This window comes from Streptococcus sp. 27098_8_75 (assembly GCF_041432475.1).
GTDB lineage: Bacteria > Bacillota > Bacilli > Lactobacillales > Streptococcaceae > Streptococcus > Streptococcus gordonii.
On the sequence record NZ_JAPVZR010000003.1, the window covers coordinates 201,028 to 214,753 of the forward strand.

The window sequence follows — 13,726 nt, forward strand, 5'->3', positions numbered from 1 at the left end:
ATAAAGTGACATTTAGCAACCAATCTAGGAGGCAGATATGATTGATCATTTTGGGATTACAGTCAAGGATTTGGAAGCCAGCAAGCTCTTTTATCAGCAAGCTTTAGAGCCATTGGGCTACAAAATTGCCTTTGAAATTCCTCAGGCGGTAAGTTTTGCAGAGCCTCAAACAGCTCCAGCTGGAGATTTTTGGTTAAGTCAAGGGCAATCAGATGCGTCTCATTTTGCCTTTCGTGCTGAGACTAGAGAGCAAGTGGATGCTTTTTATCAAGCTGGTCTAGCAGCGGGAGGTCAAGATAATGGCGCTCCGGGTATTCGTCCCCAATATCACCAACCTTATTATGCAGCCTTTGTCTTGGATCCAGATGGTAATAATGTCGAGGCAGTCTGTCACAAAGAATAAAAAATAGAAAAGAGAAAAAAAGTGTCAAACAAATATGTAACGATTATTGATGTAAAAGACTACGTGGGTAAAGAAGTGACCATAGGTGCTTGGGTTGCCAACAAATCAGGTAAGGGTAAGATTGCTTTTTTACAACTACGTGATGGTTCAGCCTTTTTCCAAGGTGTAGCCTTCAAGCCTAATTTTATCGAGAAATTTGGTGAAGAAGTAGGACTTGAGAAATTTGATACTATCAAACGACTTAGCCAGGAAACATCTGTTTTTGTGACAGGGATCGTCAAGGAAGATGAGCGTTCAAAATTTGGCTATGAGCTGGATATCACAGACATCGAAGTAATTGGTGAGTCAAATGATTATCCGATCACGCCCAAAGAACATGGGACTGACTTCCTTATGGACAACCGTCACTTGTGGCTGCGTTCTCGTAAGCAAGTTGCCATGATGCAGATCCGTAATGCCATTATCTACGCTACTTATGAATTCTTTGACAAGAATGGCTTTATGAAGTTTGACAGCCCAATCTTGTCAGGAAATGCTGCAGAAGACTCAACTGAGCTTTTTGAAACAGACTATTTCGGAACTCCAGCATACTTGAGTCAGTCAGGTCAGCTTTATCTGGAAGCAGGTGCTATGGCTCTTGGTCGCGTTTTTGACTTTGGTCCTGTATTCCGTGCTGAAAAATCAAAAACCCGTCGTCATTTGACTGAGTTCTGGATGATGGATGCAGAGTATTCATACTTGACCCATGATGAGTCACTTGACTTGCAAGAAGCTTATGTTAAAGCCTTGATCCAAGGTGTTCTTGACCGTGCTCCTCAGGCTTTGGAAACGCTGGAACGTGATGTAGAACTCTTGAAACGCTATATTGCAGAGCCTTTCAAGCGTGTTAGCTATGATGAAGCGATTGACCTCTTGCAAGCTCATGAGAATGATGAAGATGCAGACTACGAACATCTGGAACATGGAGATGACTTTGGTTCACCGCATGAAACATGGATTTCCAACCACTTTGGTGTACCAACCTTTGTCGTGAACTACCCAGCAGCTATCAAGGCTTTCTACATGAAGCCAGTTCCTGGAAATCCTGACCGTGTCCTCTGTGCAGACTTGCTTGCTCCAGAAGGCTACGGTGAAATCATCGGAGGCTCTATGCGTGAGGAAGACTACGATGCCCTTGTTGCTAAGATGAATGACCTTGGTATGGATACGACAGAATATGAATTCTACCTTGATCTTCGTAAGTATGGAACAGTTCCACATGGTGGCTTCGGTATCGGTATCGAGCGTATGGTAACCTTTGTAGCAGGAACCAAACATATCCGTGAAGCCATTCCATTCCCACGTATGTTGCACCGTATTAAACCGTAAATTAATGAAAACGCCCATGTGGCGTTTTTTCAAGATTGAACAATGAAATAATCCAAAATATAGAATTTTAGAGAAAGAAGAGGTAGGAGTCATGTAAACAGCAGATTAACAAGTGATAAAGGATAGAAATTAAAAAAACACTTGTTAAAGGAGAAAATATGTTTAAAAGAAGTTATCGTAAAAATATCGGTCTTATGGCCGGAGTAGAATTTTTTGCCTTTCTAGGCATTACTAGTTTTTGGATTTTATTTCTAAGTCAAAATGGCATGTCCCTGTGGCAGATTGGGCTTTTGGAAAGCATTTTTCATGCGACTAGCGTTATTTGTGAAATTCCCTCTGGGATGTTGGCGGATCGCTTTTCCTACAAGACCAATCTTTATTTGAGCCGAATAGCCGGGATTGTGTCTTCGATTCTTATGTTAGCTGGGCAGGGGAACTTCTGGGTCTATGCACTGGCTATGGTGATTAGTGCTTGGTCCTATAATTTTGATTCGGGGACAAGCGCAGCCATGGTCTATGATTCGTCTGTGGAGGCCGGACTCAAGGAACGTTACCTGTCCATCTCCAGCTTCATGTCTGGAGTGGCCGAGGCGACCCGGTCTTTGGGAACAGTCTGGGCTGGATTTTTTGTCCATGGACAATTGCATCTGACCTACTATATCATGATTGGCACCTCTATCGTCGTTCTTTTCTTGACCTGGATGCTGAAAGAGCCTAGTGTCAAAGCAGAGAAAGCAGAACGTCTGACTATGAAAAAGATTATCTGGACGGTCAAAGAGGAGTTACAGAGAAATCCTAGTCTTTTTATCTGGATGATTCTGTCCCAAATCATCGGAACGATGATGTGTATGTTTTATTTTTACTACCAAAATCAATTGCCTGACTTAAAAGATTGGCAGATTTCGGTAGTCATGCTAATTGGCAGTGCTTTGAATATCTTGGCGGTCTATCTGGCGAGTATGATTGGAAAGAAGTATTCTGCCTTGAAACTCTTTCCTACGGTAGTTTTTCTAACTGGAGCAAGCTACCTGCTGTCCTATTTTGGAACGCCAGTTATCTATATTTTGATTTATCTAATCAGCAACGCCTTGTATGCTCTTTTCCAGCCAATTTTTGACAACGATTTACAAAAGCAGCTGCCAAGTGAAGTACGGGCGACCATGCTCAGTGTCTATTCTATGATGTTCAGCCTGAGTATGATTGTCATTTTCCCTATGACGGGCTGGTTGATTGATCACTTTGGCTTCGATTGGACTTTTATAGCTTTGGGCGGCTTTTTATTTGTTGTAACTCCATTTTTGCATATAGGTCTAAAGAAAATAAGCCAGAACTTACAAGAAGTCTAATATCAATGTTCTCTTTCTGTTGGTCAGAAGGAGAATATTTTTTAGCCTTTGAAAATTATGGTAAAATAAATAAAGTTTAATGGAGAAGTAGGCAGTATGAAAGATTTATTGAAATATTTCAAGGGCTATATCAGGGAGTCTTTGCTGGGACCCTTGTTTAAGCTCTTGGAGGCCAGTTTTGAACTCTTGGTTCCGCTTTTGATTGCGGGTATTGTGGATGAGACCATTCCTAGACACGACAGCTCCCATCTCTACTGGATGGTTTTTCTTTTGATGGGCTTGGCTGCGCTGGGCGTGGTGGTAGCAGTGGTAGCCCAGTATTATTCGTCAAAGGCGGCAGTGGGCTTTACTCGTCAGATGACAAGCGACCTCTATCAAAAAATCCTGCGTTTGCCTAAGGCTAGTCGGGATGAGCTGACGACTTCTAGCTTGGTGACTCGACTGACGAGTGACACCTATCAGATCCAGACGGGCATCAATCAATTTCTTCGTCTCTTCCTGCGGGCGCCTATCATTGTTTTTGGCTCCATCATCATGGCCTTTACTATCAGTCCAGTCATTACCTTGTGGTTTTTGCTCATGGTAGCAATTTTAACGGCTATTATCGTTTTCATGTCTCGTCTGATGAATCCCCTCTATGCCAAGATTCGTCAGCTGACTGACCAGCTAGTCAATCTGACTCGTGAGCAGCTACAGGGCATGCGGGTTATACGAGCTTTCGGTCAGACCCAGCGTGAGATTCAGAGTTTTCGCAATCGCAACGAGCTCTATAAAACCTGGCAAATCAGGACGGGAGCTCTGGCTAGTCTGATTAGTCCTCTGACCTTTCTTACGGTCAATGGTACCCTGATTGCTGTGATTTGGCAGGGGAATACCTTTATCGGCAAGGGCTTGTTGACTCAGGGAATGCTAGTGGCCTTGGTCAATTATTTATTGCAGATTTTGGTGGAATTGCTCAAGCTAGCTATGCTAGTCAATTCTCTCAATCAAAGCTATATCAGTGCAGGTCGCATTAGTCAAGTCTTCGAGCAAGCAGAAGAAGATGTCCTGCAGGAATTAGTGCAGGAAACAGCTCTGCCAAATCAAGCCATTAAAGTCCAGCAGGTCAGCTTTTCCTATCCCAATGCGGCTAGTCCAGCCTTGACTGGTCTGACTTTTGATTTGAAAAGAGGTCAGACTTTAGGTGTTATTGGCGGGACAGGTTCAGGGAAGTCTACTCTAGTCCAGCTGCTGGCTCATCTTTATCCTGTGGCTGCTGGTCAGTTGACCATCTTTTCCCAAGGACGCAGTCCTAAAAATCTCAGCGAATGGCGGTCTTGGATCAGTCTGGTGCCTCAGAAGGCGGAGCTTTTCCAAGGAACTGTTCGTTCCAATCTGACCTTGGGCATGTCAAGCAAGCCAACAGACGCAGACTTGTGGCAGGCTTTAGAGATTGCTCAAGCGGCGGACTTTGTCTCTCAGAAGGAAGGTGGCTTGGATGCGACTGTAGAGGCCTTTGGTCGGAATTTTTCTGGCGGTCAGCGTCAGCGTTTAACCATTGCCAGAGCTGTCTTGCGGAGAGCGCCTTTCTTGGTTTTAGATGATGCAACCTCTGCTCTGGACTATCTGACAGAGGCAAGACTCTTGCAGGCTATCAAGAATGAATTGACAGAGACCAGTCTGGTCTTGATCTCTCAGCGGACCAATAGTTTGCGCTCAGCGGATCAAATCTTAGTCCTAGATAAGGGAGAACAGGTGGCCCTTGGTCGCCATGAGGAACTCCTAATCAGCTCTGCCATTTACCGAGAAATCCATCAATCACAGCATAGTCAAGGAGAGGAGGGAAAGCATGAAGCATAAGACATCATCTAGTAGCTTGAGGCGTTTGACTCGAGACTTGCTACAGGCGCGCTGGCTCTTTCTCCTAGCTAGTCTGGGAACGGTGGCTCAAGTGGCTCTGACTGTTCTTCTTCCAGTTTTAATCGGAAATGCGGTTGATAGTGTTCTTCTTCCTCAAGCGGACCAGCATTTGGTGCCGATTTTGGGCCAGATGTTGTTAGTCATCTTAGCCAATACGCTGATTCAGTGGCTCAATCCCTTGCTCTATAATCAGCTGGTCTATCGCTATAGCCAGCAACTCCGGCAAGGTGTTATCAAGAAAGTTCATTATCTGCCTTTGGCTTATCTGGACCGGCAGGGAACAGGTGATTTGGTTAGTCGGGTGACGACTGATTTGGAGCAGCTCAGCAATGGTTTGCTTATGGTTTTTAATCAGTTTTTTGTGGGTTTGCTAACAATTTTAGTGACCATCATTAGTATGGCCAGATTGGACTTTTTTCTCTTGCTTTTGGTTCTGCTTTTGACGCCCCTTTCTCTCTTCTTAGCTCGCTTTATTGCCAGAAAGAGTTTTAGCTTTTTCCAACGACAGACACAGGCGAGGGGAGCACAGACCCAGCTGATTGAGGAAAGTTTGACTCAAGAAAGTCTGATCCAGGCCTTTAATGCTCAGGAGCAGTTTGATACAGCTTTTACCCGCAGTAATCAAATCTATGCAGACTATTCGCAGGCGGCTATTTTCTATTCATCAACAGTCAATCCTTCGACTCGTTTTATCAATGCTCTGATCTATGCTTTGATTGTAGGCTTTGGGGCTGTCCGAATCATTCAGGGAACAGGTTTTACGGTTGGGCAGCTGGTAACTTTTCTCAACTACGTCAACCAGTACACCAAGCCTTTCAATGATATATCGTCAGTCATGTCGGAATTGCAGAGCGCTTTAGCTTGTGCGGAGAGGATTTACAGCGTTTTGGGCCAAGAAGAAATAGCGGAGCCTGGCCAGGAAATTCTTCAGTCTGAAGATGTTAGAGGACAGATTAGCTTTGAGCATGTGGCTTTTGGCTATGAGCCTAGCAAAGAGCTGATTCAGGATTTGAATATAAGGATTCCAGCAGCTAGCAAGGTCGCCATTGTCGGGCCAACTGGTGCTGGCAAGTCTACCTTGATCAATCTCCTCATGCGCTTTTTCAATGTTGATAGTGGTCTTATTTCGCTAGACGATGTTCCCATTAGTCATTACACCAGAGCTTCTTATCGTCAGCAGTTCGGTATGGTACTGCAAGAGACTTGGCTCAAGACGGCGACCATTCACAACAACATAGCTTTTGGTCGGCCAGATGCCAGCCGAGAAGAGGTCATTGAAGCTGCCAAGGCGGCCAACGCTCATTTCTTTATCCAGCAGCTACCTCAGGGGTATGACACCTATCTGGCGGATGCTGGGGACTCCCTGTCTCAAGGTCAGCGGCAGCTCTTGACCATTGCCCGCGTCTTCCTTTCTGTTCCTAAAATCCTAATCTTGGATGAGGCGACTTCCTCCATCGATACTCGGACAGAAGTCTTGATTCAGGAGGCTTTCAGCAAGCTCATGGTGGGACGGACTAGCTTTATCATCGCCCATCGTCTGTCCACTATTCAAAATGCTGATATCATTCTCGTCATGGTAGATGGTGATATTGTCGAACATGGGAATCATCAGGAGCTCATGGCAGCCAGAGGTGTTTATTACCAAATGCAGACGGCTCAGGAGTAGAAGGGGAGCTTTATTAAAACTCACAGATTGATGCTAAACAAAACTAAAAGAGTTGGAATTTCCAACTCTTTTTGCTTATAGTTCAACTTCCTCCAATTCTGTCTCCGTCAGTTTATAAATCTTCTGGCAGACTTCTTTGAGAAATATCCGGTCATGGGAGACAGCGATAATGGCGCCAGGATAGGTCGCCAAAAGCTGGCGAACCTGAGGCTGAGAGGTGGGAGAGAAGTTGCGGGTTGGCTCGTCCAGAAGGAGGACATTGGGGCGGTCTAAGACTAGTTTGAGCAGGAGGAGCTTGGCTTTTTGGCCACCGGAAAGCTGCCCAATCGGGTGGCGGGCCTCGTCGCGCGTGAACTGGAGACTGGCTAGATGAGTCAGGATTTTCTCCTTCTGGGACTTGTCGCCAGAGGGAGCCAGAAAGTCCAAGGGACTGCTCTCATCAGCCAGCAAGTCACCATAATGCTGTGGCATGTAGCCGACTCGTATATCTGTACGCTCACGCAGGATCTTCCATATTTCCTTAAGCAAAGTGGATTTTCCTGCACCATTAGCACCAATCAGTCCGATTTTTTCTTGGCCACAGACCTCCAGAGTCAGGTTCTCCGCCAGTTGTCGTTCGTTTGTTTTCAGCTTCATTCCTTCTAATTTGAGGATTCTTTTGGTCAATGGCAGAGCTTCTATGTCTGAGAAGTGAAGGCTGATGACATCTTCTTGTGTCGGGATTTCGGTCATTTCAGTGCCTGCCTTTTCAAATCGTTTACCCTGCGAGAGAATATTTTTCATCTTCTTAGCCACCAGTCGACCTGCAGTAGCGTCATGGGTGTTTCGTAAAGTATGCTCCACACTCTGCTTAACCCGTCGGTGTTTTTCCATGGTCTTGGCGTGTTCTTCCCGCTCTTTCCGTGCCAATTGACCTTGTTTTTCAAAGGCCTCCTGACGCTGATGGCGGTAATTTTCATAGTCCAGACTCTTGACGCTGGTTCTGGCCTCCTGCTTCTTTTTGATTCGCTCCAGATGAACAATCTTAGTAGCGGCTTGAGCGAGGAAGTGCTCGTCGTGAGAGACGAAAAGGACCGTTCTCTGGCTGTGGCTGATAAAGTTTTCCAGCCAAGTCAGAGTTTCGAGATCAAGGTCATTAGAGGGCTCGTCAAGAAAGAGAATATCCCAATCACTGGCTAGTTTCTTGATGAGTTGGACCTTGAGCTTTTCTCCTCCAGATAGACTAGAGAGCTGCTGCTGACTGGCAAAACGCTGACTGTCAAAGTTGAGCTCTCCAGCATAGCGATAGAGCTTGGCATAGTCCAGCTCTGTCTCAAAATCAGCAAAGAAATAGTCATTGAGCGTCAGTTGGGCATCTTCTGAAGGCAACTGCTGGGGCAGATAAACAGCAGCAGTATAGGACTTATCAATTTGTCCGCTGTAGCTGACATAGGAGCTGACTAGTCGCTCGTCTAGCAAGAGCTTGAGCAGGGTGGACTTGCCATTGCCCTCCTCACCGATAATAGCGACCTTGTCTCCTTGATTGACTGTCAGTGACAAATCTTTGACTAATTCCTTCAGGTCTTTTAGGTGGGTAATGGTTAGATTTCTTATTTGCAGCATAGATGTCTCCTTCATTTTTTAAAACAAAAAACAGCCCTGCTTTATTTAGCAGAGCTGTTTTTTATTGCACAAATCAGACACAGGAGTGTCTAAATAGGGGAATTCGTTTGTAGACTTACAACTTGCACTGTCATAGGAGCGACAGGATTGATCTAAATATAAGCCATAGAAGCTTGAAAGCACAAAAAAAAACGGAAGTCCCGCGGATATGCAGAAACATGACAAAATCTACTAAATAAAGTTTCCTTTAAAAAATAGACTTAATTTTTCATGTCTCCGTGTACCTCCGAAATATACTTGACTACAGTTTAGCAGAAGGAACTAAGAAAGTCAATAGAAAACAAGGCTGAGACAGTATATCCCAACCTCGATTGCGTTTTTATATTATAAGCTTGTAGAATGTTTGGGTTGGACTTTTTGCTCAGGATAGATATGGTTAATAGCATTGTTGACAGCAGTAGGTGCCTCACCTAACCCAGTCGCAATTAAGTCGATCTTACCTTCATAGCTGCAACAATCTCCAGCAGCATAGATACCTGGTACGGAGGTTTCTTGCTTGCTATTGACCAAAATCTTGTGACGGTTGAGCTCTAGGCCCCAATTTTTGAGATTGCCGACAGAGGATTTAAAACCGTAGTTGACAAATAGATGATCTAGAGGTAAAAGCTGACTTTCCTCTCCCTTGACTCGGCTGATTTCCAAGTGGGTTATCTTGCCATTTTCACCGACCAATCGACTAGGTACAAATGGTGTCTTAATCTTAACACTAGAAGCCTTGAGTTCTTCCACACTATGCTCCAAAGCTCGGAAGTTATCCCGTCGATGAACTAGGCTGGTTTCTGCGATTTTTTCAAAAGCTAGCGCCCAGTCAACAGCTGAGTCGCCACCGCCCAGAACAACAACCTTTTTGCCAGCGTACTGGCTGATATTTGACACATGATAGTGGAGGTTGCTGTAGATCTCAGTATCATCTAGCTCCAAAGCTCTCGGTTTGAAAGCACCACCTCCCATGGCGATGATAATGGTTTTGGTCTGATGCTTCGCTTTAGAAGTCGTAATAGTGAAGCCCTCTTCGCCTTTCACGATATCCAACACTGTTTCGTTGAGACAAATCTCAGTCTGGAAAGTTTCCAGCTGCTCAATCAGACGCTGAGTCAGTTCTTCGCCAGTTAGATTGGTAAAGCCCGGCACATCCAGAATCTTCTTCTCTGGATAGAGAATGGCTGGCTGACCGCCCAGCTGAGGCAGGGAATCAATAATTTTAACTTTGGCTTGGCGCAGATGAGCATAAAAAGCTGCGAATAGGCCAACTGGACCACCGCCGACAATCGTAATATCATACAGTTCAGACATAATTTTCCTCAATCTTTTTTAAAATAAACTAGCATTATTGTACCACAAAAAGGGGGAGAAATGTAAGTGAGTAAGTTTACCTAATATTAAAAGCCCCTGATGGGGCTTGAAATTAGATAGCAAATAAATCATTAAGGTTTTCAGCCAGCGTTGGGTGGGTGAAGATTTGCTTGCTCAAGTAAGTGTAAGGAATTTTATTATCCATGGCTACAGTCAGGATATTGATAATTTCCTGAGCTCCAGCTGAGAAGATTGTTGCTCCAACGATTTCCTTGGTTTCAGTGTTGACAACAGCCTTGAAGGCACCGCGTAAGTCAGCATTGACATGTCCGCGGGGCATTGCTGCGACTGGAATCTCCTTCACTGCAATCGGCAGTCCTTGCTCTTGCGCTTCCTTTTCAGTCAATCCGATTTGAGCTAAAGGAGGTGTGATAAACATGCTGGTAGGGACATTTTTACGGTCTTCTAGTGTGTAGCTGCCATCGCCAGCCAGATAGCTATAAAGGATACGGAAGTCATCTAGTGAGATGTAAGTGAACTGCAGACCACCATTGACATCGCCCGCTGCAAATACACCAGGTACAGATGTTTCTAAGTGTTTATCAACCTTGATAGCTCCGCGTTCTGTCAGCTCAATGTCAGTATTTTCCAAGTGAAGTGGCTCAATATTCGGTTTGCGTCCAGTAGCATAGAGCAGAGCATCAAAGCGGAATTCTCCATCCTCTGTCACAACGACAACCTCTTCACCATCATTTTTGACCTGTGTGGTACGAACATTTTGTAAGAGCCGGATTCCGTCTTCTTCCATGTACTTCTTAGCTAGAGCAGCGATAGAAGGTTCTACTCGAGGGAGAAAGACAGGTGCAGCATCCAGTACAGTTACTTGACTGCCCAATTTGTTGTAGAGTCCAGCAAATTCTAGGCCGATATTACCGCCACCCAGAACTCCTAAGCGTTTAGGAAGTTCCTTCAGATTTTGAATGCCAGTTGAGTCATAGACATGCTCGGTATCAGTCAATCCAGGAATCGGTAGGACATTGGAAACAGCACCAGTATTGATGACAATAGTCTCAGCAGTCAGTTCCTCTTTTTCATCACCAGCTGTGATTTCGATGACTTTGTTGGAAAGGAAATGAGCTTCCCCATCGATAATGTCGACACCAGCACCGCTAACTCCTGCATAGTTTTTACTATTAAGGCGGCTAGTTACAGCATTCTTTTCAGCTATGACTTGGTCAAAAGTTAAGCCCTTTTCAGCTGCGACTAAGAGAGTTTTGGTTGGGATGCAGGCGATATTGATACAGGTTCCCCCATACATAGCCTTGCTTCGCTCAATCAAAGCAACTTTTTTTCCTTGGGTTGCCATTTTAGCAGCCAATGTTTTACCAGCCTTACCAAAGCCGATAACAATCAGATCATAAGTTAACATAATTTACCTCCATTTTTCAAAAAGATTGTATCACATCTAGTCAGAAATTGCTGATTTCTGCTACGCCTATTTTATTTATGCTCTTTATTTGACATTTAAAAGTGATATGTATACGTTTTGAGCAATATTTTCCTTTCATGTTGATTTCTATGTTATACTGATTAAATTAGGTTTTAAAAGAAGGAGGACAAGATGTCTATATTTACTATTATTTCAGCAATTTTAGTTTCTTTAGAATTTTTTTATATCATGTATTTGGAGACATTTGCAACAGCTTCAAAAATAACAGCTCGAGTCTTTAACATGACTCAGGAGGAGCTTGAGAGGGAATCGGTTAACACTCTTTTTAAAAACCAAGGAGTCTATAATGGTTTGATTGCTGTCTTGGTTTTACTAGCTGTTTTTACCCAAGATTCTTTTTGGATGGCTATCTTTATGATTTACATTATCTTAGTGGCGGCCTATGGAGCATTGACTAGTGATCCGAAAATCTTGCTTAAGCAGGGAGGGTTAGCTATACTGACCTTAATCAGTTTATTTTTCTAAAAAGAGTGGGAGTATTTTATTTCTCACTCTTTTTTGCATAAGGATTGACTTTTTAATTAGACAAGTGTAGAATAAAGATGAGAATAGAATATAGAAAGACGGGAAGACTATGAAAACATCCATTAAACGTTTGCCTGACGGAGAATTTACTATTTTAAAAGTAATTTGGCAATTGCCAAACCCAACAACTTCTGCCCAAATTATGGAAAAACTGGGCGAAGATAACCATTGGAAACCCCAGACCCTGTTAACTGTCTTAGCTCGCTTAACGGAAAAAGGCTTTTTAGAAAGTGTCCGTAAGGGACGTGAAAGACAGTATACGGCCATTATCTCAGAAGATGAATACCTAGAAGTAGAAACTTCAGATTTTCTAAAGCGTTATAGTGGTCATTCCATGGGGGGCCTTGTTAAAACTCTCTTTTCATCTAATTCTTTGTCAGACAATGAATTAGACGAGTTGAGGAGTTTACTTGATCAGAATAAATAAGTGGAGTCATCACCATGAAGCAATTCCTTTTATCTTTTTTGTTAACCAGTCTTACTACCTCGATTTTAGTAATCCTACTTAGTTTACTTTTTGCGCTTTTTAAGACGCGGGTTTCAGCCCGAGCAAAATATGTCATTTGGTTTTTGGTTTTGCTGAGTTTTCTCTTTCCATTCCGCCCTCAGTTTGGTTCAGGTTTGATTCGAATGAATGCAGGATCAACGATCAATACAGTGGCTACACAGGTTCCTTCTGGAACAGCACAAGTAGCTTCTCAAGTTACTGAAAAAACGATTGAGCCCAATCTGTGGCAAACTTTTCTAAATTTGCCTTGGTTCGAGATTCTTATTTCAATATGGTTGCTGGGCTTTGTCTTTAGCATCGCTCGATATGCTTATTCCTATATTCTTTTTAGAAAGATGCTAAAACGATGGGGGACTCCCATTGAAGATGAAAAAGCTCTGATTCAATTACAAAAGATCCAAGAAGAGATGGGAATTAAAAACAAGGTTCGCCTGCTTCACTACCCTATGTCACAAAGTCCTATGCTAATTGGCTTCAGAGATATATTGATTGTATTACCAGAGTCGGACTACACTGAGGAAGAGCTGCAACTTGTCTTCAGACATGAACTGACACACTACAAACACTATGATGTCTTGATTAATCTTTTAGCGATCCTTGTTAAAAGTCTTCATTGGTTTAATCCAATAGTTCGCCTAGCTTGTCGTGAAACTCAAGAAGTAGGAGAAATGTATTGTGATTATGATGTCTTAAATGATCAGGATATGCATTACCGGACTTTTTATGGAGAGACAATTTTAACCATGATTGATCGCAGTAAAAAGACTCCGATTGCTCTGACGACCTGCTTTTACTCTGAAAAATTTAATCTAAAGAGACGGATTATCAGCATTATGGATAGTCGTCTACCTAAGAAGTTATTGTCTACTGTTTTCGTAGTAGCTGTTTCAGTTCTCTTGCTTTTGACTAGCTCGGTCTTTGCTATCGAAACTTCTGCAATGAATGTTCAAAAAACACAGAAAGTAATCAATAAAAAAGTATCTAAAGAATTTAGTCAAGATCAGGCTTTGGCTGTCGCCTTGAAAGATTTAGGTCTTGGCGAAAAAGATATTAAAGATTTAAAGATTGTTCGAGATAAGGACAATTACCAAATCTATTTTTCTCACGGTCAAACTGCCCATGAAGTTCTAATCAATGCAAAGAATGGAAAAGTTTTAAAATTTAAACAACACACTGTAGTCGAAAAGACTGTGACAGTTGAGAAAGAAGTCCCAAGTTCGAATCATACTTCAACAGATACTAATCAGCCAGCTGTGACAACCCCTAGTAGTAGTCCAAGTGTCACAACAGTTCCATCACCAAGTAAGAGTCAGACTTCATCTTCTCGAGATGATGACGATAAAGACGACGATGATGATAAGGATGACGATGATGATTAAAATTAACTCTATCTATTTAGGTTTAATATGAACCTAAATAGATAGAGTTTTATATTTTTTGAAAAAATTTCTTGACAAACAAAAACTACAAGTGTAGAATATAACTATAAACGACAAATGTAGAAATAAAAATTTTTAGGATTTGAGCAGTTGCTCTCTTTCTTTTA

Annotated in this window: 11 protein-coding genes; 8 read left to right on the forward strand and 3 right to left on the reverse strand. The window is 43.0% G+C overall.

Annotated elements, in window-relative coordinates:
• Positions 1-37: 37 nt before the first annotated feature.
• The 5 genes from O3640_RS06425 to O3640_RS06445 all read left to right on the forward strand — a co-directional run bounded on the left by O3640_RS06425 (position 38) and on the right by O3640_RS06445 (position 6,682).
• The gene (locus O3640_RS06425) at positions 38-403 is read left to right on the forward strand and encodes a VOC family protein (protein WP_008809232.1); all 366 of its coding nucleotides are present in this window, start codon (positions 38-40) and stop codon (positions 401-403) included.
• A gap of 21 nt (positions 404-424) precedes the next feature.
• The gene (gene asnS / locus O3640_RS06430; protein ID WP_045503330.1) at positions 425-1,771 is read left to right on the forward strand and encodes an asparagine--tRNA ligase; all 1,347 of its coding nucleotides are present in this window, start codon (positions 425-427) and stop codon (positions 1,769-1,771) included.
• 158 nt (positions 1,772-1,929) lie between these two features.
• On the forward strand, positions 1,930-3,117 hold the full coding sequence (locus O3640_RS06435; RefSeq protein ID WP_227221348.1) for an MFS transporter: 1,188 nt from the start codon (positions 1,930-1,932) through the stop codon (positions 3,115-3,117).
• 96 nt (positions 3,118-3,213) lie between these two features.
• Positions 3,214-4,956, forward strand: coding sequence for an ABC transporter ATP-binding protein (locus O3640_RS06440; RefSeq protein ID WP_227221347.1), 1,743 nt, complete (start codon positions 3,214-3,216; stop codon positions 4,954-4,956).
• Positions 4,946-6,682: an ABC transporter ATP-binding protein gene (locus tag O3640_RS06445; RefSeq protein ID WP_223349948.1), complete on the forward strand. Its 1,737-nt coding sequence runs from the start codon at positions 4,946-4,948 to the stop codon at positions 6,680-6,682. The genes O3640_RS06440 and O3640_RS06445 overlap by 11 nt, the downstream gene beginning before the upstream one ends.
• 75 nt (positions 6,683-6,757) lie before the next feature.
• Here the strand turns inward: O3640_RS06445 and O3640_RS06450 are convergent, their stop codons facing one another.
• The 3 genes from O3640_RS06450 to O3640_RS06460 all read right to left on the reverse strand — a co-directional run bounded on the left by O3640_RS06450 (position 6,758) and on the right by O3640_RS06460 (position 11,066).
• Positions 6,758-8,284 carry an ATP-binding cassette domain-containing protein gene (locus O3640_RS06450; protein WP_061582915.1) on the reverse strand — a complete coding sequence of 509 codons (1,527 nt, stop codon included), beginning with the start codon at positions 8,282-8,284 and terminating at the stop codon, positions 6,758-6,760.
• Between the two features lie 384 nt (positions 8,285-8,668).
• Positions 8,669-9,637, reverse strand: coding sequence for an NAD(P)/FAD-dependent oxidoreductase (locus O3640_RS06455; protein WP_227955605.1), 969 nt, complete (start codon positions 9,635-9,637; stop codon positions 8,669-8,671).
• 112 nt (positions 9,638-9,749) lie between these two features.
• Positions 9,750-11,066, reverse strand: coding sequence for an FAD-containing oxidoreductase (locus tag O3640_RS06460; RefSeq protein WP_227955603.1), 1,317 nt, complete (start codon positions 11,064-11,066; stop codon positions 9,750-9,752).
• A gap of 192 nt (positions 11,067-11,258) precedes the next feature.
• Between O3640_RS06460 and O3640_RS06465 the strand changes: the two genes are divergently transcribed.
• The 3 genes from O3640_RS06465 to O3640_RS06475 all read left to right on the forward strand — a co-directional run bounded on the left by O3640_RS06465 (position 11,259) and on the right by O3640_RS06475 (position 13,559).
• Positions 11,259-11,612 (forward strand): DUF1304 domain-containing protein, encoded by a 354-nt coding sequence (locus tag O3640_RS06465; RefSeq protein WP_045773326.1) that lies wholly within the window; start codon positions 11,259-11,261, stop codon positions 11,610-11,612.
• A gap of 109 nt (positions 11,613-11,721) precedes the next feature.
• Positions 11,722-12,099, forward strand: a complete 378-nt coding sequence (locus tag O3640_RS06470; RefSeq protein WP_008809223.1) for a BlaI/MecI/CopY family transcriptional regulator — start codon at positions 11,722-11,724, stop codon at positions 12,097-12,099.
• A 14-nt stretch (positions 12,100-12,113) separates the two neighbouring features.
• Complete coding sequence (locus tag O3640_RS06475) at positions 12,114-13,559, forward strand: M56 family metallopeptidase (RefSeq protein WP_227955601.1); 1,446 nt, start codon at positions 12,114-12,116, stop codon at positions 13,557-13,559.
• Positions 13,560-13,726: the final 167 nt, after the last annotated feature.

Coding starts and splice junctions, on each gene's coding strand:
- O3640_RS06425 (WP_008809232.1), top strand. CDS start 38: ATGATTGATCATTTTGGGATTACAGTCAAGGATTTGGAAGCCAGCAAG.
- O3640_RS06435 (WP_227221348.1), top strand. CDS start 1,930: ATGTTTAAAAGAAGTTATCGTAAAAATATCGGTCTTATGGCCGGAGTA.
- O3640_RS06440 (WP_227221347.1), top strand. CDS start 3,214: ATGAAAGATTTATTGAAATATTTCAAGGGCTATATCAGGGAGTCTTTG.
- O3640_RS06445 (WP_223349948.1), top strand. CDS start 4,946: ATGAAGCATAAGACATCATCTAGTAGCTTGAGGCGTTTGACTCGAGAC.
- O3640_RS06450 (WP_061582915.1), bottom strand. CDS start 8,284: ATGCTGCAAATAAGAAATCTAACCATTACCCACCTAAAAGACCTGAAG.
- O3640_RS06455 (WP_227955605.1), bottom strand. CDS start 9,637: ATGTCTGAACTGTATGATATTACGATTGTCGGCGGTGGTCCAGTTGGC.
- O3640_RS06460 (WP_227955603.1), bottom strand. CDS start 11,066: ATGTTAACTTATGATCTGATTGTTATCGGCTTTGGTAAGGCTGGTAAA.
- O3640_RS06465 (WP_045773326.1), top strand. CDS start 11,259: ATGTCTATATTTACTATTATTTCAGCAATTTTAGTTTCTTTAGAATTT.
- O3640_RS06470 (WP_008809223.1), top strand. CDS start 11,722: ATGAAAACATCCATTAAACGTTTGCCTGACGGAGAATTTACTATTTTA.
- O3640_RS06475 (WP_227955601.1), top strand. CDS start 12,114: ATGAAGCAATTCCTTTTATCTTTTTTGTTAACCAGTCTTACTACCTCG.